We start from the raw sequence: 20496 nt of genomic DNA, 5'->3' as shown, positions 1-20496 counted from the left end.
ATCAAGACGCCAGTGACAGGGGGCCTGAGCCATCGCTGAGTTGCTGTTCAGCATTGCGGAAGCGCTTGAGTCGTAGCTTCTCGACCGCTTCCAACAGCAGGTCGCCCTGCCATTCAAATGGTGAGCTGTGCAGGTGCTGTTCCAGGTCCAGAATCAGGAAGTCGATGGTTTGGCTGTGGGCCGCTTCACAGAGGCCTTCAAGGGAATCAATATTCTGTTCCGGCCAAAAATTCTGACCCCATTCAATCAGGCGTGAACGAGCCGTCTCGCCATCATTCTGTTGGCAGGCAATAGCCAGTGCCTGGAAGGTGTTACGTTCTGCACGCTGGTGAGACAACAGCAGCTTCTGCGCCCTGCGCTGGGCTTCCAGCTGGTTATGTTCATTATGGCGGTTACGTTCCTGCCTGAGCTGGCGCATGCTGTGTAACCAGCCTGCACTGCTGCCCAGAAAGGCAACACCAAGGCAGAGGCTGAGCCAGGGCCAGAAATCGAATCCCTGCGTATCGATGATATCCGGGCTTGCGGCCGGAGTTGCAGCAATGACCGGTGCGGGTTCCTCAATATTCACTTCGCGTGCTGGCAAAGTCGTGGTGTCGGCCTGGTCATGGCGGGTGTTCCACCAGCTCAGATCAATGGCGGGCAGTTTAAGTGCGCCCGGGCCCAAGGGTTCGATGCGTATGCGCTCTGTCCGCGTGCTGACCAGCCCTTGAGGGGTCTGGGTTTCGGTCAGGCTGACATCTTCCTTTTGTGCAAAATAATCGTCGTGCCGTTGTGTAAACAGGCTTGGAAGGGCGTCCGCCGGCAAACCGCGAGCGGTTAGCGTTATTTCGCGAACAAAGGATTCACCTGGCTGTAGTGAGGAAGCCGTATCCCAGTTTTCATCCAGAGAGACCTGTTCAGCCGGCAACCAGTACCCGCGGGTATTTTGATGCGCAGGCGGCAGTACCTCGATTTCAAAGCGTTCAGGCAAGGGGCTGGAAAAGGCGGGGCCGGCAGAGCGAATTTCTGCCCCCAGCAGTGTATGCAGGCCGGTTTCAGACGGAAAAAGGGCAAAAGTCTGTTCTCGAATATACCAGGTCTCACCGCCGCGCTCGGTATTAAATGTGCGTGGGTCTGTTAAACGGACCACAAGCGCGCCGGGCATACTGGGAGGCAGAAATTCGAGACTTTCCGCTGGCGGAGTGCGCTGAAAAAGACGGGCGGTATAGATGAGCTGTGCGTGACTGTAGACGCGGTCCTGACTGATCAGGCTGTCCATAAAAAGGTCGTCGGCCTGAGGTCGGCTTTGTACTGCACCCGTGACCGTAACGTCGAGGGGTTCACTCAGTGAGTTGCCCAGGCGCAGCGGCGGAATAGTGAGTGTGCCTGTGTTGAGCGGGCGCAGCTGCAGGTGCCAGCGGGTGCTGACATCACGGGTTGCCGAGGAATGGCTGGACACGACAACGCGCTGGCTGCCCAGAATACGAAAGTCCTTTCGCAGGGGGCTCAGATCCGGCCGTTGCTGAATTTGATCCGCAGCTTCCAGGGTCAGATTGAGGGTATCCGAAGCAGTCAGTGAATAACGGTCGAGCGTAGCCGAAACCTGGGCGGACAAAATTGGCGAAAAAATAATCAGCAGCAGTGCGAAAAATGCACGCATCAACACGTCCAACTACTCGTAAATGAATTCACAAATCAGGCTTCATTATCAGCGAAGGTTGTGCACATATCAATTTAATTAAGAAAGCGTTTTTTATTGTCGCTATTGAGGTTTTCAACATGACTTCACTAGTTGTTTAACTATACTGCTGCAAAAGCCAAATCCATTTGCCATAGGAGGGTGGGTATGTCCTCTCAGACTGCCGAGAGCAAAATCGATTTTCTGCATCAGCTTAAAGAAATGATTTTCAGTCGACTGCCGAAAAAACGTGCATTGCCGCTGAGCGAGTTTGCTGATCAATATTTCGCACACATGGCAGAGCCGGATTTACTCAAGTGGCGACTGGATGACCTTTACGGCGCCACTCTGAATGCCTGGCAGTTCATGCAGGAACGTGCGCCTGGTGAAATAAAGGTACGGGTATTTAATCCAGACTTTGAGCGGCATGGTTGGCAATCGACCCACACGGTGATTGAGGTGCTACAGGAAGACATGCCCTTTATCATCGACTCGCTGCGTATGGAACTTAACCAGCGCGGTCTGACGATCCACGCCATTCTCAACACACTGTTGGACATCAAGCGTGATGATCAGGGGCAGATGCTCAGTCTCTGCGCTCCTGAGACGCATGAACAGGTATGCGACTGCGAGTCAGTTGTCTCTATCGAGGTGGATCGTCATACCGATCCGGAACAACTCAAGGCTCTGCAGCAGGGGCTGCATGAGGTCCTGTGCGAAGTGGAAGTCACCGTTCAGGACTTCGACCAGATGCTGGCTAAAACGGACGATCTCCTGTCGTGCTACGACAAGGCGCCGGCAGATCTGGATCCTGCTGATGTGGCAGAAACGCGAGACTTTATCGTCTGGCTTAAAGAGCATTTTACCTTCCTTGGTTACGACGAATTCAAACTGACGGGCAAGGGTGACAAGCAGCAGCTGGAGCCTGTTGCCGGCAGTGGCCTCGGGTTACTGCGTGGCAACGGCGGTAATCGCGATCAGGGGCTCATGTTTGGCAAGGACCGTGATGTGGGGGCGTTCACCCTGATTCCGGAGTTGCTTTCATTTACCAAGTCGTCGCTGAAATCGCGTGTGCACCGTCCGGCGTACCCCGATTACATCAGCATCAAGCGCTTTGATGCTGAGGGTAACCTGGTCGGGGAGTCGCGTTTTCTGGGGCTCTATACGTCTGCTGTTTATCTGCACGGCTCCACTGATATTCCGGTGGTGAGAAACAAGATCAAGGCCGTAATGGAGCGCTCCGGTTTGCCGCGTGGCGGGCATGACTGGAAAGAGCTGCAGCAGATAATGGAGATTTACCCAAGGGATGATCTCTTCCAGTCCAGTCTGGATGAGCTGTACCGCATTGCCATGGGCATCCAGCAGATCCATGAGCGGCGCCAGATTCGCTTGTTCCTGCGCCGTGATTACTATGGTCATTTTTTCTCTGCACTGGTGTATGTGCCCCGTGAAATCTACAGCACCGATTTCCGTGTCAAAGTTCAGAAAATTCTGCAGCAGGCGCTGGACTGCGATGAGGCGGAATTTACTACCTATTTCTCAGAGTCAGTGCTGGCGCGCACCCAGTTTTTGCTTCGCCGCTCTGATCATCATCCGGTCACTGATAAATACGACGAGCCTGAACTGGAGCGCCAGGTATCCCATGCGGCCAGCAGCTGGCAGGAAGAGTTGTACGACACTCTGATCGAAATGCTCGGTGAAGAGCAGGGTATTAAGGCGTTCAACCATTACCATACTGGTTTTTCTGCTGGCTATCGCGCTGACTTCTCGCCACGTGCTGCGGTTGTCGATATTCAGCACATGATGGGGTTAACGGACTCTGATCCCATGGCCTTGAGCTTTTATGAAGCGCTGGAACGTGAACCCGAAGAGTTGAACTTCAAGCTTTACCATCGGGGTGAAGCTCTGCCCTTGTCTGATGTGCTGCCCATTCTCGAAAATCTGGGGCTGCGAGTCATCGATGAGCACCCCTATCAGGTCGCAGTCGATGACTACTGCGTCTGGGTGCATGATTTCAATTTGCGTTACACCGGCCGTCAGCAGGTGACCGCCGATACCATGCAGGCGGTGTTTGAAGAGGCCTTCCTGAATATCTGGTATGGCCGTGCCGGTAATGATGACTTTAACAAGCTGGTATTGGGTGCTGAGCTTAACTGGCGCGAAGTTGCCTTGTTACGCGCCTATGCCGGTTACATGAAACAGATGCGTTTCCCCATCAGTCAGGAAGCGATCAGTCTGGCATTGCGCCATCACGCCAGTCTTGCGCGTCAGTTGGTCGACTATTTTGCCGCCCGCTTTGATCCGGACAAGGCGTCCGAGAAGCAGCAGGCGGCGATGGAAGAGCAGATTCTGCAGGGGCTGGATGAAGTCAGCAGCCTGAACGAAGACCAGGCGATTCGTCAGTACCTGTCACTGATTCAGGCGACCCTGAGAACCAACTATTATCAGACTGTAGATGGCGAGCCCAAGCCCTACCTGTCGTTCAAGCTGTCGCCTCGCGACATACCACAGGTGCCCGAACCCAAGCCCATGTTCGAGATATATGTGCACTCTCCGCGTGTTGAAGGTGTGCATTTGCGTGGTGGCAAGGTGGCGCGAGGTGGCTTGCGCTGGTCGGATCGCCATGAGGATTTCCGTACCGAGGTGCTGGGGCTGGTTAAAGCACAGCAGGTCAAGAATGCAGTCATTGTGCCTGTGGGTGCCAAGGGCGGCTTTGTTGCCCGTCGCCTGCATGAAGGCATGGCGCGTGATGAATGGATGAAAGAAGGTGTTGAATGCTACAAAACTTTCATTCGTGCTTTGCTGGATGTGACTGACAACCTGGTGAACGGTGAGGTTGAGCCGCCAGCATCGGTGGTCCGTCATGACGAGGATGATACCTATCTGGTGGTTGCAGCCGACAAGGGCACGGCGACCTTCTCGGATATCGCCAATGAGATTGCTGCAGAATATAACTTCTGGCTGGGCGATGCCTTTGCATCCGGGGGTAGTCAGGGTTATGACCACAAAAAGATGGGCATTACAGCCCGTGGCGCCTGGGTATCGGTTGAGCGTCACTTCCGTGAAATGGGCATCAATACCGCTGAGGACCCCTTCACGGTATTGGCGATTGGCGATATGTCCGGTGATGTGTTTGGTAACGGCATGCTGTGCTCGGATAAAATCCGCCTGCAGGCTGCGTTTAACCACCTGCATATCTTTATTGACCCGGATCCGGATTGTGCCGCCAGCTTCAAGGAGCGTCAGCGCCTGTTTGAAGAGCGCGGTGGCTGGGGTGAATACGACACCAGCCTCATTTCCAAAGGGGGCGGGGTGTTCAACCGCTCAGCCAAATCGATCACGCTTACACCTGAAATCAAACGCCTGACCGGTCTTACCGGCAGCCGGGTAACACCAACGGAGCTGATCTCGGCGTTGCTGTCTGCCAAAATTGACCTGATCTGGAATGGTGGTATCGGTACCTACATCAAGGCCGCTGATGAAAGCCATGCCGATGTGGGCGACAAGGCAAACGATAGTCTGAGGGTGGATGCAAATAAGGTACGGGCCAAGGTGATCGGCGAAGGGGGTAACCTCGGTCTGACCCAGAAAGCCCGAATGGCATTGGCAGCCCAGGGCTGTCGTCTCAATACCGACTTTATTGATAATGCCGGTGGGGTGGACTGCTCCGACCATGAGGTCAACATCAAGATTCTGCTCAATGAAATGGTCAGAAACGATGATATGACCGCCAAGCAGCGTAACCGCCTGTTGAGCGATATGACCGAATCGGTTGCCGAGCTGGTGCTGGATAACAACTACCGACAGGTGCAGGCGATCTCTTTGGCTGGCGGGCGTTCGGTGGGCTCAATGGCGGAATACCGCCGTTTCATCAATGCCCTGGAAGCCGATGGAAAGCTGAACCGTGAGTTGGAATACCTGCCAACCGACGAGCAGTTGTCCGACCGCCAGAACGCCGGTGAAGGCATGACACGACCGGAGCTGTCGGTCCTGGTGTCCTACAGCAAATCAGTGCTTAAAGAGCGCTTGCTGGATTCAGCAGTGGCGGAAGATGAATATCTGGCCCATGAGCTGTTTACCGCCTTCCCGGAGCGGATTCGCAAGGAATTTGCCCCTGAACTGGAACAGCATCGACTGCGTGCCGCGATCATTTCGACACAGATCGCCAACCACATGGTCAACATGATGGGCATCAATTTTGCTGATCGTCTACTGACCTCTACCGGTGCCGAAATCGAGCATGTGGTGCGTGCCTATATCCTGGCGCGGGATATCTTCGGTTTGCAGCCGCTCTGGGAGCAGGTCGAGGCGCTGGACTATAAGGTATCGGCTGATATCCAGGCTGAAATGATGTACAGCCTGCAGAATTTGATCCGCCGTGCGACGCGCTGGTTTGTGCGTAACCGCCCGACCAATATGGACTGTACCCAGGAGGCGGAAAACTTCTCGGTACATCTGAAAACAATCACCGAAAACCTGGATGAGCTCTTGTGTGGTTCGCCTCACGAAATATGGCAGGCGGCCTACAACCGATACTGCGAGGCGGGTGTGCCGTCCAGCCTGGCGCAGGTGGTGGCCGGTTCCAGAGCACTCTACGCTGCCCTGAGTATCATCGAAGTGGCCAGTGAGCATTCGGTTTCTGTCGAAGCCGCGGCCAAGGTGTTCTATGGCTTGGGTGAAGAGCTTCAGTTGCAGTGGTTCAGTACTCAGCTTAACGACCTGAGCATTCACAGCTACTGGCAGGCCCTGGCCAGGGATACGTTCAGGGATGATCTGGATACCCAGCATCGTGCCCTGACCGCTGCAGTGGTGCAGGCGGGCAATAACGACCAGCAGTTGGCGCCGGAGTGTCTCACGGCCTGGCTTGAGCAGAACCGGCCGCACATTGATCGCTGGCTTCACATGCTGAATGAACTGAAAAATGCCGGCAGTGAAGACTATGCGATGTATACTGTCGCCGTAAGAGAGTTGGCCGATATGGCGCGGTGCAGTACGCAGCTGGAAGTATGAGGTGCGATGAACGAGATTATTGTTGATCTACGCATCAGCAGTGATGAATATCTGAAGCTATACCAGGGAGTGGCACGTGTCGTGTCCGTGAGGGCCAGGGATGGCAGGCGGGTTCAGTTCCCCGCCAGTATTCTCCAGCCCTGGGTTTCCAGAGAAGGAATCCGGGGCTGTTTTCGTATACGTTTCAATGATGCAGGCAAGCTGCAGGATATCCAGCGGCTGGGGTGAATGGTGTTCATCCCGGCTCTCCTCGCCTATAATGCGGCCTCCGTCCTCAACCGGCAGTGAATCACCATGCTATATGATCTTGCACGTACCCTCATGTTCCGGCTGGATGCCGAAACCTCGCATGAGCTTGCCCTGAGCAGCATGAACCTTGCAGCCTCTCTGGGCCTGCCGCGTTTGATGGGGGCGACAGTGCAAAATCTGCCAACACGGGTAATGGGAATTCGTTTTCCCAATCCTGTCGGTTTGGCTGCCGGCCTGGACAAGAATGGCACCGCCGTTGATGGCTTGGCAGCCATGGGCTTCGGTTTTGTGGAAGTAGGAACGGTTACGCCACGTCCTCAACCCGGTAACCCCAAGCCGCGCCTGTTTCGTATTCCCGAGCATAAAGCCATCGTCAACCGGATGGGCTTCAACAATGACGGTGTTGACCAGCTGCTGAAGAACCTGTCACGCAGCCGCTATGACGGCGTATTGGGGATCAACATCGGCAAGAACAAGGATACGCCCAACGAGAAGGCACATGAGGATTACCTTGTCTGCCTGCGTAAGGTGTACCCCCATGCCAGCTACATCACGGTAAATGTGTCCTCGCCGAACACACCAGGACTGCGGACCCTTCAATTTGGTGACTCGCTCAACAGCCTGCTGGATGCGCTGAAAACCGAACAGGCACGTCAGGCACGCTTGCATGGTCGTTATGTACCCATCGCGGTGAAAATTGCGCCGGATATGGTGGAAGAGGAACTGGGCCTGGTGGCCGGTGCTTTGAAAACCTATGAGATGGATGGTGTGATTGCGACTAACACCACGCTGTCACGTGAAGGTGTTGAAGATAGCCCCATTGCCAGTGAAGCAGGTGGGCTGAGTGGCTCTCCGGTACGTAACCGCTCAACTGCTGTAATTCGCAATCTCGCGGAGCATCTGGATGGTGCCCTGCCGATTATTGGTGTTGGTGGTATTACAGAAGGTTTTGATGCAGCTGAGAAAATCGAAGCGGGCGCGAGTCTGGTTCAGGTTTACACCGGCTTTATTTACCGCGGGCCTCAGCTGGTACGGGATTCGGTAGCCGCAATTGCCGAGTTGCGTGAGCGGGCAGGGGAGATTCGCTGAGGATTCACCGAGGCAGGCTCCGTGGAGCCTGCCCCGTCTAACGTCCTGAGTTGTTAGTGTAAAGATGGGTTCGATTGAATTGCAGAAACGCCAGACATGCCGCCCCAATGTGCTTCACGCCCTTCACGCCAGCCACTCATCCAGTGACTTCGCAGCTCGATTGCCTGGACAGGGCAGGTATCACGGGTTTTGCCGTTCAGGCCAGCCACAAAACCACGGTTGAACAGAGTAGAGGTACGATCTCGTTTCTGTTTCTTCATATTGCGCCTCACATATTCTGATTATACTGACCCGAGCGACGAAGGGTGTCACTCGGGGTATGCGCTTAGCTCTGTGACGTCACAACCCTATTGATATCTGAATTCTCGCCGGAAGGCGATTAAAATTAACTATATTGTTACCATTTTGTAATAGAGGCGGTGTCAGCGCAGCTGCAGCAATTCTTTTAAAATCAGCTGCTTAGGCGTTAGATGCTTGTTGTATATTTCAGAATGAATAATTTTCACGTTCTAAATCCGTCCCTCGATACGGACAGGATCTATGTTCAAGGTTTGGAGTTAGGCTGTAGATGAAGCTGTTTATCACCTGTCCCAAGGGCCTGGAGCTGTTGCTTGAGCAAGAGCTGGCCGATCTGGGTGCGCAAGAAATTCGACAGAAGGTGGCAGGTGTTTCCTGTGAGGGTGAGCTGGAACTGGCTTATCGCATCTGTCTCTGGTCTCGCCTGGCTAACCGTGTATTGCTGCCGCTGCTGGAAGCCGAAGTGGAAACGGCCGATCAGCTTTATGCCATGGTCAGCGAAGTGGACTGGCTTGAGCACTTGCGCCCGTCGGGCACCCTGACGGTGGATTTCAATGGGCAGTCAAAAGCTATCAACAATACGCATTTTGGTGCCCTCAAGGTCAAGGACGCGATCGTCGATCAGGTTCGTAATGCGACGGGGCAGCGCCCCAGTGTGGATCGGGCGGCACCGGACCTGCGCATCAATGTGTATCTGCACCGTGGCCAAGCCAGCCTCGCCCTCGACCTGTCTGGCGAGAGCCTCCACCGCCGTGGCTACCGCCTCAAGGCCGGTGCTGCTCCGATGAAAGAAAACCTGGCTGCTGCAGTATTGATGCGAGCAGGCTGGCCGGATAGCGAACGTTTCCCATGCCTGGTCGACCCCATGTGCGGGTCGGGTACCCTGCTGGTTGAAGCCGCTCTGATGGCGACAGACAGTGCACCCGGACTGATGCGGCAGCGTTTCGGTTTCAGTCGCTGGCTCAAGCATGAGCAGGCACTGTGGAACCAGCTTGTCGATGAAGCGCGCCAGCGCCGTGCCGATGGCCTTGAACGGGCCGAGCTACAGCTGTTTGGCTATGACGCGGATGCTGATGTGCTCAGGCGTGCCGGCGAGAACGCACGTCGTGCAGGTGTTGAGCGTTTCATTCAGTTGAAGCAGCAGCCGTTGGATGAGCTGACGCTTGAGGCATCGGTCTCTGCAGGTCTGCTGGTGACCAACCCGCCCTATGGCGAGCGTCTGGGGGAAACCTCTCAGCTGATGCATCTATACCGCACGCTGGGCGCGCGTCTCAAAGCAGAATTCGGTGGCTGGCAGGCGGCCGTCTTTACTGCCAATCCGGACCTGTGCAAGGTCATGAAGCTGCGTGCTGAAAAGCAGTACCGCATGTTCAATGGTGCCCTGGACAGTAAGCTGCTGTTGTTTACGGTGCATGCTCGCAGTGCCGAAGAACTGGCAGAAGCCGAAGCCGCCAGTCAGGGTGCATTGAGCGAGCAGGGGCAGATGTTTGCCAACCGGCTGAAGAAAAATCTCAAGCAGCTGTCTCGTTGGGTGCGTAAGGAGTCTATCAGCTGCTACCGTGCCTACGATGCTGATATGCCCGAGTTTGCTGTTGCAGTCGACATATATCCGGGGCATGCGGTCGTGCAGGAATATGCACCGCCGGCCAAGGTCGATCCAGTCAAGGCGTTTCAGCGCCTGCAGGAGGTGCTGCAGGCAACAGCGCAGGTACTGGAGTTGCCGCAGGAGCATGTGATCCTCAAGCAGCGCAAACGCCAGCAGGGGCAGCAGCAATACGAGCGCCGTGATGAGACTGGGAATTTCTTCGAGGTCGAGGAGCAGGGCGTTCAGCTGCGTGTAAACCTGCATGATTACCTGGATACCGGCCTGTTCCTGGATCATCGTCCGGCACGTCGCATGGTGCAAAAACTGGCGACAGGCAAGGATATGCTCAACCTGTTCTGCTACACCGCCAGTGCCACTGCCCATGCGGGTGTTGGTGGGGCGCGTTCCACCCTGAGCGTTGATATGTCGGCGACCTATCTGGACTGGGCTCGGCAGAATCTGGAGCTCAACGGTTTGTCCCGTCAGCAGCATCAACTGGTTCAGGCGGACTGCATGAAATGGCTGGCTGAGCATGCTGATCGCCAGTTCGATCTGATCTTCATGGACCCACCCACATTCTCCAACTCCAAGCGAATGCAGGATGTTATGGATGTGCAGCGTGACCATGTCTGGCTGATTCGCCAGGCCATGAAACGCCTGCGTCCGGGGGGCGTGCTTCTGTTCTCGAACAACTATCGTCGTTTCAAGCTCGATCAGGAGCAATTGGCCGATTTTGTGGTACGGGATATCACGGCATCCACCCTGGATCCTGATTTCAAGCGCAACAGCAAAATTCACTGTTGTTTCGAGGTTCGCCACCCCATCTAATGTGCTGAGCGCTTAACCCTATACACGACCGGGTTTTTACCCGGTCGTTCCATTTCTGGCACAGTCTGTGCTTGTTATTAGCCCCAATTGTCTGCTCGTTTAGAGTGCATGGCCTCAAGGCCCCGCATCGTTGCGGTGCAGACCCAATTCAAGTCAACTGCTGTATTGGAATTGTGCACTTTTTAGGTGCGCATGGTCCAAAATGCAGCACGGGTAGCATAACAAGAAGTGGAGGGGATTCTGTGGAATCAATCAGCAGCGCTATCTCGGTGCTCTCGCAAAGTGCCAACACCCAGTTTATTTTGCTCGGTGCAATCCTGGTGTTTGCCATGCATGCGGGCTTTGCCTTTCTGGAAGTCGGTACCGTTCGTCGCAAGAACCAGGTGAATGCGCTGGCCAAAATCATGAGTGATTTTGGTTTCTCGGCGCTGGCATACCTGTTTGTCGGCTATTGGATTGCCTATGGCGTTACTTTCTATGACAGTGCCGCAGTGCTGTCAGAGAATAATGGCTATGAGCTGGTGAAGTTCTTCTTTCTGATGACCTTTGCGGCAGCGATTCCGGCCATTATTTCCGGTGGTATTGCCGAACGTGGCCGCTTCTGGCCGTTCCTCATTGCTTCCTCTCTGGTGGTCGGCCTGGTGTATCCGCTGTTTGAAGGCATTATCTGGAATGGCAACTGGGGTTTTCAGGCCTGGCTCGAGTCCTCTTTTGGTGCGCCTTTCCATGATTTTGCCGGCTCTGTTGTGGTGCACGGTGTAGGCGGCTGGCTTGCGCTGGTTGCGGTGGTGATGCTGGGTGTTCGCAACGGTCGCTACAAGGGTGGCCGCCTGGTGGCCTTTCCGCCGTCCAATATTCCCTTCCTGGCACTGGGTGCATGGATTCTCTGCATCGGCTGGTTCGGGTTCAATGTAATGTCTGCACAAACGCTGGATGGCATCTCCGGCCTGGTGGCGTTTAACAGCCTGATGGCCATGGTGGGGGGCATCATTACGGCGTTGATTGTGGGCCGCAATGACCCGGGCTTCATTCACAATGGTCCGCTGGCGGGTCTGGTGGCGGTGTGTGCCGGTTCCGATGTGATGCATCCGCTGGGTTCGCTGGTTGTCGGCGGTGTGGCTGGCGTGATCTTTGTCTGGACGTTTACGCTGGTACAGAACCGCTGGAAAATCGACGATGTGCTGGGTGTCTGGCCCCTGCATGGTCTGTGCGGTGTATGGGGCGGTATTGCTGCGGGTATCTTCGGCAGCGAAGCTCTGGGTGGTCTGGGCGGTGTCAGCCTGGTGTCTCAGCTGCTGGGTACAGTGCTGGGTGTAGTGATTGCGCTGGTGGGTGGTCTGCTGGTGTATGGTGCCATTAAGGCCATCGCCGGTTTGCGACTGGATGCGGAGCAGGAATACAACGGCGCCGACTTGAGTATCCATCGGATTGAGGCAACTTCTGACGATCGCTGATCTCAGCTGTTGCGACATAAAAAAACCGGGCAATTGCCCGGTTTTTTGTAGCACTTTGCAATAGCTTAGTGCTGATGACCACCTTCACCATGTGCGTGGCCATGTTCAACTTCTTCTTCAGTTGCGTCACGGACTTCAACAACTTCAACATCAAACGTCAGTGTCTGGCCAGCCAGCGGGTGGTTGCCATCCAGAGTGATGTTGTCGCCTTCAACTTTAACAACAGTTACCGGCTGCTCGCCCCAAGGGGTCTGAGCCATGAACTGCATGCCGATCTGAATGTCGTCGATGCCGCTGAATGCGCTGCGGTCAACATCCTGCACCAGCTCGTCACGGACCGGGCCGTAACCTTCTTCAGGTTCTACGGTTACTTTCAGGCTGTCGCCGACACTTTTGCCGACCAGCGCATTTTCCAGGCCAGGGATGATGTTGCTGGCACCATGCAGATACGCCAGGGGATCCTGGCCTTCAGAGCTATCCAGCACATTGCCTTCGGCATTGGTCAGGGTGTAATGAATGGAAACAACGGATTTTTCAGCGATCTGCATCAGGGATCTCCTGGTTGCAAGGAACTGCCTCAACACCGGATTACCCCGATGAGCTTCCCTGCCAGACAGACACAGAACACACCAGAGTAACAGGCAGCTTGGCAGGGCTCCCGGTTGGTTTGGGGCTCATGCTAACACCGTGTATACACAGCGCAAGCCGAATCAGGCCTGTCGGCTGATCTCTTGGCCCTTAGGGCGCGTAATATCAAAAATTTTCATCATCAGGAGTGGGTATGGCGGCTAAAAAGGATCATGTAGCAATAATTGGCGCAGGGCTTAGTGGGGCGCTTGTGGCTGCTGGCCTGCTGCAACGTGGCTACCAGGTCGATGTGTTTGATAAAAGCCGTGGAACCGGTGGGCGCTTGGCCAGTGCGCGTTTTGGCGAGGGCTCTATGGACCTGGGGGCACCCGGCTTTTCGTCAGCGCAGCGGAATAAGTTGCTGGCACTTGCTGATGGTTTGCGTGAGCATTTGCAGCCCTGGCAGGTGCAATACGCTGATTTTATCAATTCGACGAACCTGTCGACTCTAACCCGCCATGTATCCGTACCGCGCAACAGTGCGCTCACGCGTGCACTTTTGCAGGGTGCTCAGTTACACACCTCGACCCGTGTCGGAGAGGTTGTGCGATTGGATGGCGGCAGCTGGGTACTGAAAAGTGACGGGGGCGAGGTGCTGGGCGAGTACACACAGGTTGTGGTTGCCGTTCCGGCACCTCAGGCAGTCCCGCTGTTAACGGCTTGCCCTGATTTGGCCCGGCAGGCTGCTGCGGTCAGAATGACGCCGCTTTGGGTCATGCTGGTCCAGCTTGAGCAGGCCCCTGAACGGTTGCAATCTCTTGATTGGCTTGAAGGTGGGCATCCGGTGTTGGGTCGAATTGTGCGTGATGGTGCCAAGCCAGGACGGTCCGGGCAGCATTGGTTTATTCAGGCGTCAGATATCTGGAGTGAAGGTCATGTTGACAGTTCACCCGAGCAGGTGCGCGACGAGTTGCTACAGGCTCTTGAGTCGTTCACCGAACAGCCGGTTAAGGTCGTTGCCAGCCGTGCTCATCGTTGGTTGTATGCGCAAGCCGGCGTGCCGACTGGAAACCTGAAGTCAATGAACGGGCTTCACGTGTGTGGTGACTGGACATGCACGGCTGAACCGGGCGAGCAGGGGCTTGATGCGGCTTGTCTGAGTGCCGCGAGAATATTGCAGAACCTGGATTAACTGGTCTGGCTGGCATGTGGCCGTTAAACTGGGCGCCAATAACCATTGGCAAGGAAAGAATGCATGTTGCTGAGAGATCAGGTGAATAAGGCGCTGGATGCGCTATCGAAAGTATTGTTGGGCAAGGAAGAACCGCTGAAGCTGGCCATGACCTGTCTATTGGCCAGAGGTCACCTGTTGATTGAAGACTTGCCTGGCATGGGTAAGACAACACTTGCCCATGCCTTGGCACATGTGACCGGCCTGGATGATACCCGCGTGCAGTTCACCAGCGACATGTTGCCGGCGGACATCATCGGTGTCTCCATCTTTGAGCCGGCTGAAAGCCGCTTTCGATTTCATCCCGGGCCCGTATTCACTCAACTGTTGCTGGCAGATGAAATCAACCGCACCACGCCGAAAACCCAGTCGGCATTGTTGGAAGCAATGGAAGAAGGTCAGGTGAGTGTTGACGGTGAACGCTATCAGCTGCCGTCGCCTTTCTTTGTTATCGCGACCCAGAACCCGTCCAGCCAGTACGGCACCTTTCCATTGCCGGAATCACAGCTTGACCGCTTCCTGATGCGTATCACTCTTGGCTATCCTGCGCCGGCCATCGAGCGGGATTTGTTAAAGGGCGGGGGGACTCGGCATCGTATTGATCAGCTTCCCGTGTGCCTCAAACCTGAACAACTGGTGGAAGCGCAACAGGCCTGTGAAAAGGTGCATGCATCCGACAGCCTGATTGACTATGTACAGCGTCTGCTGCAGCACACCCGTGATCATGCCGAATACAGTTATGGCATGTCACCGCGTGGCGGGTTGGCGTTGCTGCGCTGTGCCCGCTGCTGGGCCTGGGTTCATGGCCGTGACCATGTGGTACCCGAGGATGTGCAGGCGGTATTGAATGCTGTGGTGGCTCACCGTGTGCGAGCAGCCGATGATGTGGCCTCCCGTGAGGGTGACCGCTTGAACGAGCGATTGCTGCGAGAGGTTGATGTCCTTGGCGCATGATTCAGATAGCCGGGTACAGTCTCGTATTCGGCGCTGGAGTCTGTCACGCCAACCTCGTCAGACCAGCGTCCGGCTGACCCGCAAAAGTGTCTATATCCTGCCCACCCGAACGGGTGTGGTCTTTCTTCTGTTGCTGGCGCTTTTGCTGGTGATGGGCATCAATTATGAGAACAACCTCATTTATGCTCTGACGTTCCTGCTCGGCAGCCTGTTTCTGGTGACTATTCTGCACACCTACAACAACCTGGCGGGTATCGAGTTGAGTGCGGTGCGAGGCAGTGATTGTCATGCGGGTGAGCAGGCCCATTTTCAGCTGCGACTGTCGCAGACCGGTGAGCGGGACCGCATTCAAATGCAGTTGCCTGAAGGGACGGTACACGAGGTGGATCTGACCGAGTCGGCACAGGTAGTTGATCTCAGCTGCCCGGCCAGGTCGCGAGGGTATCTGAAACCCGAGTGGGTACGATTGGAAACCGTCTATCCCCTTGGCTTGTTTCGCGCCTGGACCTGGTGCCGGCTGGAGCTGACGGCGCTGGTCTTTCCGGCACCACTGGAGTCGCCCTTGCCGGAGCATATGGAAGCCACCGTTTCCGGCAGTCTGGTAAAAGCGCGTCAGGGCGGTACCGACGATTATATCGGCCTGGAACGCTTCCGGCCGGGCATGTCACCGCGCCAGATCGACTGGAAAAGCCTGGCACGGGGGCATGGCTTGCAGGCCAAACAGTTTGCCGACCTTCGCAGTCCCGAGCTCTGGCTGGACCTGGATGCGATGGGGGCAGAAAATCTGGAAAGGCGCCTGTCACGCCTGACGGCCTGGGTACTGCGTCTGTCGCAGGCCGACCTGTCTTATGGCCTGAAGCTTGGGCAATACACCCTGGCCCCGGCCAGTGGTGAACAGCAGCGTCAGCAGGCACTGAAAGCGCTGGCTCTGTATGGCCTGGAGCCACTGCGGCAGGAGGGCGCCCATGCATCAGGTTGAAACCCAGATTACCCGTGCGGCCGTTATTTGGCAGTTGTTGGCCTGTGTGCTGGTGGTATTGCCTCACCTGGAGTGGCTGCCCTTTTGGGTCCCATTGCTATTGCTGCTCACCCTGGGGGCACGGCTGATGATCCATCAGGGACGCTGGTCCTTTCCATCGCGCCTGATCAAATTGGCGCTGGTTGTCGCATCGTCCTTGGGTCTTATACTGAGTTTTGGCCATCAGAGCGGCCCTGAAACCATGGTTGCCCTTTTGATTGTGGGCATGGCATTGAAACTGGTCGAGATCTATCGACGACGTGACGCTTTGGTCGTGATTTACGTGGCCTTTTTTGTTCTTGGCACCACCTTCCTGTTCTCCAGCAGTGCCTGGATTGCGCTCTATGCGGCAGCGGTGCTCACCGTGGTGATCTCGGCTCTGTTGGCGATTCATCAGCGCAAGGGGGTGAGCGTTAAACAGACCCTCAAACGATCACTTTGGCTATTGGGCCCCGCAGTGCCCTTGATGGTGTTGCTGTTCCTGATTTTTCCGCGCCTGGAGCCGCTCTGGTCGGTTACGCTGGACTCGCCCCAGGCAACAACAGGCTTGTCGGATAATTTATCGCCCGGCGATGTCAGTAATCTGGCTCGCTCGGACGAACTGGCGTTTCGTGTCACCTTTGACGGTGAAGTCCCTGCGCCGCGGCAACGCTACTGGCGCGCACTGGTAATGGACCGGTTTGATGGCCGGCAGTGGTACCGTTCTCAGGAAACCGGCGCGTTGCGGTCGGAAAAACTTGAGCAGACGGGGGATACCACCGGTTATGAGGTGGTGCTGGAAGCAACCCGGCGCCCTTGGCTGGTGGCACTGGACCAGCCTTTGTCAGCCCCCACCGGCATGCAGATGCGGCCAGCGCGAACGTTGGAGCTAAAACAGGATCTGAACCAGCGTTACAGTTACCAGCTCAGTGCCGCCTTGACCTATGTACTGCAGCCCATGCTGACCCAGGCCGAGCAGCAGCATTATGTGCAGCTGCCGGATTCCGGCAACCCTGAAGCCCGTGCTCTGGCACAGCGCTGGTTTGATGAAGCTCAGGGCAACCAGCAGGCTTTTATTCAACGCATGATGCAGCACTACAACCAGTCCTTTGTGTACACGCTCAGCCCCGGTCGCCTGCTGGGTGACAGCATTGATCGTTTCCTGTTTGATACCCAGCGCGGCTACTGCGAGCATTATGCGGCCGCCACCAGCTTCATGCTTCGCTCTGTCGGAATTCCGGCGCGTATCGTAACCGGTTATCAGGGCGGTGAATGGAACCCCTATCAGGGCTACTTGCAGGTGCGCCAGTATGATGCCCATGCCTGGGTGGAAGTCTGGCAGGAAGGGCAGGGCTGGGTGCGCCTTGACCCTACCGCTGCTGTTGCGCCTGAACGTATCGAATCCTCTGCCGAAAGCTTTCTGCGACGCTCCAGCGACTCGCTGGCGGCTTCCCTCGTTTTTCGCAGCGACTGGATGCGATCCTTGCAGTTGCGCTATGACGCATTCAACTTTGTGTGGCAGCGCTGGGTCCTGAATTATGACCGTGAACAGGAAAACCTGCTGGCTGATTGGCTGGGTGGGCTGGATTACTGGCGCTTGGCACTGTTCCTCATGCTGCCTGGCAGTGCGATTTTTGCCTTTCTGGCCTGGTCGCAATTGCGCCGTCGTACTCCGCGGATCTCCGATCCGGTAGATGCCGCCCTGTTCAAGTTGCAGGCACGCGCCGGTGCCCGTTTCAATGCACGTGAGCCTCAGCAAAGTCTGGCCCACTGGCTGGAAACCCTGGCCGGTGACTGGCCCGAGCAGGAAGGCCGTTTACTGCGTCTTGCTGAGCTGGATAACAGGCGTCGTTATGCCGGCAGTCACAGTGACCGTGAAGCCCAGGCCATTATCAAACTTGCTGGTGAACTGATGAGCCAGCTGCCAAATCGCACACAACGATGAAATACACACTCGCTTTCAGTAGCCGGCGCAGGACTTTGGGCATTCAGGTTCGCGGCGGAGAAGTTATAGTTCGAGCGCCCAAAGGACTGGATCGCCAGCAGATTGAGGATTTTGTTCAGTCACGCAAACAGTGGATTGAGCAGCATCAGCGTAAACAGAAGCAGGCACTGGAGGAGCAGTCCGTGGTGATTGCCCAGTCGGGGCGCGTGCCCTGGCAGGGGGAATGGCTGGAGTTGAGTTGGAGCCGGGCATCACGCAGCCGGGTATTGCCGATACGAGAGCAGAGGATTCATGTGCAGCTGTCGTCTCGGGTGCGCCGGGCTGAAGATGAGGTGGTGCGTGAATTGCTGCAGAACTGGTATCAAAACCAGGCTGAGTTCATTTTGTTGGCCAGGCTAAGGGAGCTTGCCGAACGCACAGGCCTGCAGCCCAGCCGTGCCTACATTGGACATTGGCGCGCCCGCTGGGGGCAATGCTCAGCCAAGGGAGAAATTGGCCTTAACTGGCGCCTTCTGCAATTGCCGGCGGCGATGCAGGACTATGTAATATTGCATGAGCTCTGTCACCTCAGGCATATGAATCATGGGCCTGAATTTCACCGCTTGCTCACACAACTCTTACCTGATCAGCGTCAAGTCTCGAAACAAATCTCATACTATAGTGCTTGGTTAAACTGGTAGCTGATACCTAAGGAGGATGGCTGTTCCGGTACGAGTATGTCCATAATCGGTAACAGTTGTTCATGATAAACGGCCAGCGGATGGCCGATATAATGATAATTAGGGTTGTCATGAGTTTATATACTTCTATAGAGCGTGCACTGTTCAACACCTTGACCAAAAAAATCACCGGCAATGTTGTCTTTCTGCTGCTGCCGCATGTGGTACTGATTGGAATAGGGTTTTATTACACGGCCAGTATTCGAGACCAGTTAAGTGCCTTTAACCTGGCGCCAGAGCAACTGGCGGCTATTGATGGCAGCTTGACGGCGTTGTTGGTCAGTATCGTAGTCACCATCAGTATTGCTCTGGTTGGTGGCGTCTTCACCATTTTCTTCATGCGATACCTGTTTCTGCGACCCATTCGTCACATCACCGAGGTGCTGACGGCAATCAGGGATAAGGATGGCGATATTTCAGGTACCTTGCCTGAATATACCTACGATGAAATCTCTGACATGGCCGCGGCCTATAATGACTTCTCGGACCGTCTCAAGAAGATGATCGCGCAGAGTCAGCGGCGCTCTGTCAGTGTGGCCTTGTGTGCCACACGTTTGCAGAAGGTGGTGATTCAGTCGCATGGCTCGGCCGAGCGGCAGGAAGAGCAGGCGCAACTGGTGTTCCAGTCCAGCCAGGAGTCCACGCAGGCCATTGACGAAATTGCGGCCAGCACGCTGACTATCAGCGAGCAGAACAGCGGCAATATGGGCGAGGTTCACAACTCCTGCAATGAGCTGCAACGTGTGCTGGAGCGGGTGCGTGAGACCTGCAAGCTGGCGGAGTCTTTCCAGGATACCGTGAGCAAGCTGAGTGAGAACTCCGGCAATATCACCAACATCCTGTCGATGGTGAAGGACTTCTCCGATCAGACCAATCTGTTGGCACTCAATGCCTCCATTGAGGCGGCACGCGCGGGTGAAGCCGGGCGTGGCTTTGCCGTGGTCGCGGATGAAGTGCGCAGCCTGTCGCAGAAGGTGAGTACCGCTACCCAGGAGATCGACAGCAATATTTCTGAAATGTCGGCGCTGGTGGAGTCTACTCGTGACAGTGCCCACAATATCCTCGATAACGTCAATGAAGCCGAGAATTTCATCAGCAGCACCAACGAGCAGTTCGAACGTATGGTGTCTGACTTTGAGGAAGTTAATACCCAGCTGACCGGGATCAGTGCGGCTATCGATGAGTTGTCGCATACCAACCGCGAGTCCCATGGCCACGTGCAGGAAATTACCCAGCTATCGGCAGGTATTCGCGATGAGATGGCCGAGTCACGCCAGTACTCCGAAGAGCTGGAGATCTCAACGGAAGAAACTCAGGAGCTGTTGTCTCGCTTCATTATCGGTTATGGCGGCTTCGAGCGCATGATCCAGACCGGTAAAGGCTGGGCTCAGCAAACTCTGGAGCAGATGGAAGCGCTGCAGGCGGAGGGGGTAAACCTCTTTGATCACAGCTACCGCCGAACCAACGATGGCCAAAAGCCTGAGAAATTCGACTGTAGTTACACTGAACGTTTCGAGCGTAAACTCCAGCCTCTGTTCGATAGCTTTATCAACCAGTCACCTGAGTTTATCTATGCCATTGCGGTTGATAAAAATGGCTACGCACCGGCGCACCATGCCAAGGTATCCAAGCCGATGACGGGCGATTTCTCCGTTGATAATCTGCAAAGCCGGCATCGACGAATTTTTGCCGGCAACCGTGCTGAAAAGCGCAGGGCTTCCCATACCTCACCTTTCCTGTTGCAGACCTTTATCCGTGATACCGGTGAAGTGCTGAATGACCTGTCAATTCCATTGTATATCAACGGCAAGCACTGGGGGGCGTTGATTATGGGCTTTAACCCTGAGCAGTTGTTACAAGGCGGTGAAGAAGATTAACAAGGGATGATATAAACAAACAGGGCTCCCATTGGGA

At 55.5% G+C, this 20496-nt stretch carries 14 protein-coding genes; 11 read left to right on the top strand and 3 right to left on the bottom strand.

The annotated features are described in order from the left end of the window. Nucleotide 1 precedes the first annotated feature (1 nt). On the bottom strand, nucleotides 2–1639 hold the full coding sequence (locus tag BW956_RS06270) for a BatD family protein (protein ID WP_076461705.1): 1638 nt from the start codon (nucleotides 1637–1639) through the stop codon (nucleotides 2–4). A 186-nt stretch (nucleotides 1640–1825) separates the two neighbouring features. Between BW956_RS06270 and BW956_RS06265 the strand changes: the two genes are divergently transcribed. From BW956_RS06265 to BW956_RS06255, 3 genes are all read left to right on the top strand, one after another. Then, nucleotides 1826–6667, top strand: a complete 4842-nt coding sequence (locus BW956_RS06265; RefSeq protein ID WP_076461703.1) for an NAD-glutamate dehydrogenase — start codon at nucleotides 1826–1828, stop codon at nucleotides 6665–6667. A 6-nt stretch (nucleotides 6668–6673) separates the two neighbouring features. After that, nucleotides 6674–6895: a DUF2835 domain-containing protein gene (locus BW956_RS06260; RefSeq protein ID WP_010325358.1), complete on the top strand. Its 222-nt coding sequence runs from the start codon at nucleotides 6674–6676 to the stop codon at nucleotides 6893–6895. Between the two features lie 66 nt (nucleotides 6896–6961). Next, nucleotides 6962–8005 carry a quinone-dependent dihydroorotate dehydrogenase gene (locus BW956_RS06255; protein WP_010325359.1) on the top strand — a complete coding sequence of 348 codons (1044 nt, stop codon included), beginning with the start codon at nucleotides 6962–6964 and terminating at the stop codon, nucleotides 8003–8005. Nucleotides 8006–8058: 53 nt separating this feature from the next. Here BW956_RS06255 and rmf read toward each other — a convergent pair whose 3' ends face one another. After that, nucleotides 8059–8265: a ribosome modulation factor gene (rmf, locus tag BW956_RS06250; protein WP_010325360.1), complete on the bottom strand. Its 207-nt coding sequence runs from the start codon at nucleotides 8263–8265 to the stop codon at nucleotides 8059–8061. Between the two features lie 308 nt (nucleotides 8266–8573). Here rmf and rlmKL point away from each other — a divergent pair, with 308 nt between their 5' ends. Together rlmKL and BW956_RS06240 are read left to right on the top strand one after the other, a co-directional pair. After that, nucleotides 8574–10715 (top strand): bifunctional 23S rRNA (guanine(2069)-N(7))-methyltransferase RlmK/23S rRNA (guanine(2445)-N(2))-methyltransferase RlmL, encoded by a 2142-nt coding sequence (rlmKL, locus tag BW956_RS06245; RefSeq protein WP_076461700.1) that lies wholly within the window; start codon nucleotides 8574–8576, stop codon nucleotides 10713–10715. A 242-nt stretch (nucleotides 10716–10957) separates the two neighbouring features. Then, the gene (locus tag BW956_RS06240) at nucleotides 10958–12169 is read left to right on the top strand and encodes an ammonium transporter (protein WP_010325362.1); all 1212 of its coding nucleotides are present in this window, start codon (nucleotides 10958–10960) and stop codon (nucleotides 12167–12169) included. Between the two features lie 65 nt (nucleotides 12170–12234). Here the strand turns inward: BW956_RS06240 and BW956_RS06235 are convergent, their stop codons facing one another. Then, a complete protein-coding gene (locus BW956_RS06235; RefSeq protein ID WP_010325363.1) occupies nucleotides 12235–12717 on the bottom strand; it encodes an FKBP-type peptidyl-prolyl cis-trans isomerase in 483 nt (160 codons plus the stop codon). Between the two features lie 233 nt (nucleotides 12718–12950). On the opposite strand from BW956_RS06235, the gene BW956_RS06230 reads away from it, so the two are divergent. The 6 genes from BW956_RS06230 (at nucleotide 12951) to BW956_RS06205 (ending at nucleotide 20459) form a co-directional block, all read left to right on the top strand. Next, entirely contained in the window at nucleotides 12951–13928 is a 978-nt protein-coding gene (locus BW956_RS06230; protein ID WP_076461698.1) for an NAD(P)/FAD-dependent oxidoreductase, read from the top strand. Nucleotides 13929–13991: 63 nt separating this feature from the next. Further along, nucleotides 13992–14921, top strand: coding sequence for an AAA family ATPase (locus BW956_RS06225; RefSeq protein WP_083702955.1), 930 nt, complete (start codon nucleotides 13992–13994; stop codon nucleotides 14919–14921). Next, nucleotides 14905–15900: a DUF58 domain-containing protein gene (locus BW956_RS06220; protein WP_076461696.1), complete on the top strand. Its 996-nt coding sequence runs from the start codon at nucleotides 14905–14907 to the stop codon at nucleotides 15898–15900. Before BW956_RS06225 ends, BW956_RS06220 begins: the two co-directional genes overlap by 17 nt. Further along, nucleotides 15887–17863: a transglutaminase TgpA family protein gene (locus BW956_RS06215; protein ID WP_076461694.1), complete on the top strand. Its 1977-nt coding sequence runs from the start codon at nucleotides 15887–15889 to the stop codon at nucleotides 17861–17863. Before BW956_RS06220 ends, BW956_RS06215 begins: the two co-directional genes overlap by 14 nt. Further along, entirely contained in the window at nucleotides 17860–18543 is a 684-nt protein-coding gene (locus BW956_RS06210) for a M48 family metallopeptidase (protein WP_076461692.1), read from the top strand. Before BW956_RS06215 ends, BW956_RS06210 begins: the two co-directional genes overlap by 4 nt. Before the next feature lie 110 nt (nucleotides 18544–18653). Then, on the top strand, nucleotides 18654–20459 hold the full coding sequence (locus BW956_RS06205; protein ID WP_076461690.1) for a methyl-accepting chemotaxis protein: 1806 nt from the start codon (nucleotides 18654–18656) through the stop codon (nucleotides 20457–20459). Nucleotides 20460–20496 lie beyond the last annotated feature (37 nt).

The organism is Marinobacterium stanieri, from assembly GCF_900155945.1.
Taxonomy (GTDB): Bacteria; Pseudomonadota; Gammaproteobacteria; order Pseudomonadales; family Balneatricaceae; genus Marinobacterium; species Marinobacterium stanieri.
Note: the sequence above shows the minus strand (reverse complement) of the source record. Positions and strands in the feature narration are given on the sequence as shown.

Bases quoted from the DNA above. Each gene is read 5' to 3' on its own strand.
- BW956_RS06270 (WP_076461705.1), bottom strand. From the start codon at position 1,639: ATGCGTGCATTTTTCGCACTGCTGCTGATTATTTTTTCGCCAATTTTG.
- BW956_RS06265 (WP_076461703.1), top strand. From the start codon at position 1,826: ATGTCCTCTCAGACTGCCGAGAGCAAAATCGATTTTCTGCATCAGCTT.
- BW956_RS06260 (WP_010325358.1), top strand. From the start codon at position 6,674: ATGAACGAGATTATTGTTGATCTACGCATCAGCAGTGATGAATATCTG.
- BW956_RS06255 (WP_010325359.1), top strand. From the start codon at position 6,962: ATGCTATATGATCTTGCACGTACCCTCATGTTCCGGCTGGATGCCGAA.
- rmf (WP_010325360.1), bottom strand. From the start codon at position 8,265: ATGAAGAAACAGAAACGAGATCGTACCTCTACTCTGTTCAACCGTGGT.
- rlmKL (WP_076461700.1), top strand. From the start codon at position 8,574: ATGAAGCTGTTTATCACCTGTCCCAAGGGCCTGGAGCTGTTGCTTGAG.
- BW956_RS06235 (WP_010325363.1), bottom strand. From the start codon at position 12,717: ATGCAGATCGCTGAAAAATCCGTTGTTTCCATTCATTACACCCTGACC.
- BW956_RS06230 (WP_076461698.1), top strand. From the start codon at position 12,951: ATGGCGGCTAAAAAGGATCATGTAGCAATAATTGGCGCAGGGCTTAGT.
- BW956_RS06225 (WP_083702955.1), top strand. From the start codon at position 13,992: ATGTTGCTGAGAGATCAGGTGAATAAGGCGCTGGATGCGCTATCGAAA.
- BW956_RS06220 (WP_076461696.1), top strand. From the start codon at position 14,905: ATGTCCTTGGCGCATGATTCAGATAGCCGGGTACAGTCTCGTATTCGG.
- BW956_RS06215 (WP_076461694.1), top strand. From the start codon at position 15,887: ATGCATCAGGTTGAAACCCAGATTACCCGTGCGGCCGTTATTTGGCAG.
- BW956_RS06210 (WP_076461692.1), top strand. From the start codon at position 17,860: ATGAAATACACACTCGCTTTCAGTAGCCGGCGCAGGACTTTGGGCATT.
- BW956_RS06205 (WP_076461690.1), top strand. From the start codon at position 18,654: ATGAGTTTATATACTTCTATAGAGCGTGCACTGTTCAACACCTTGACC.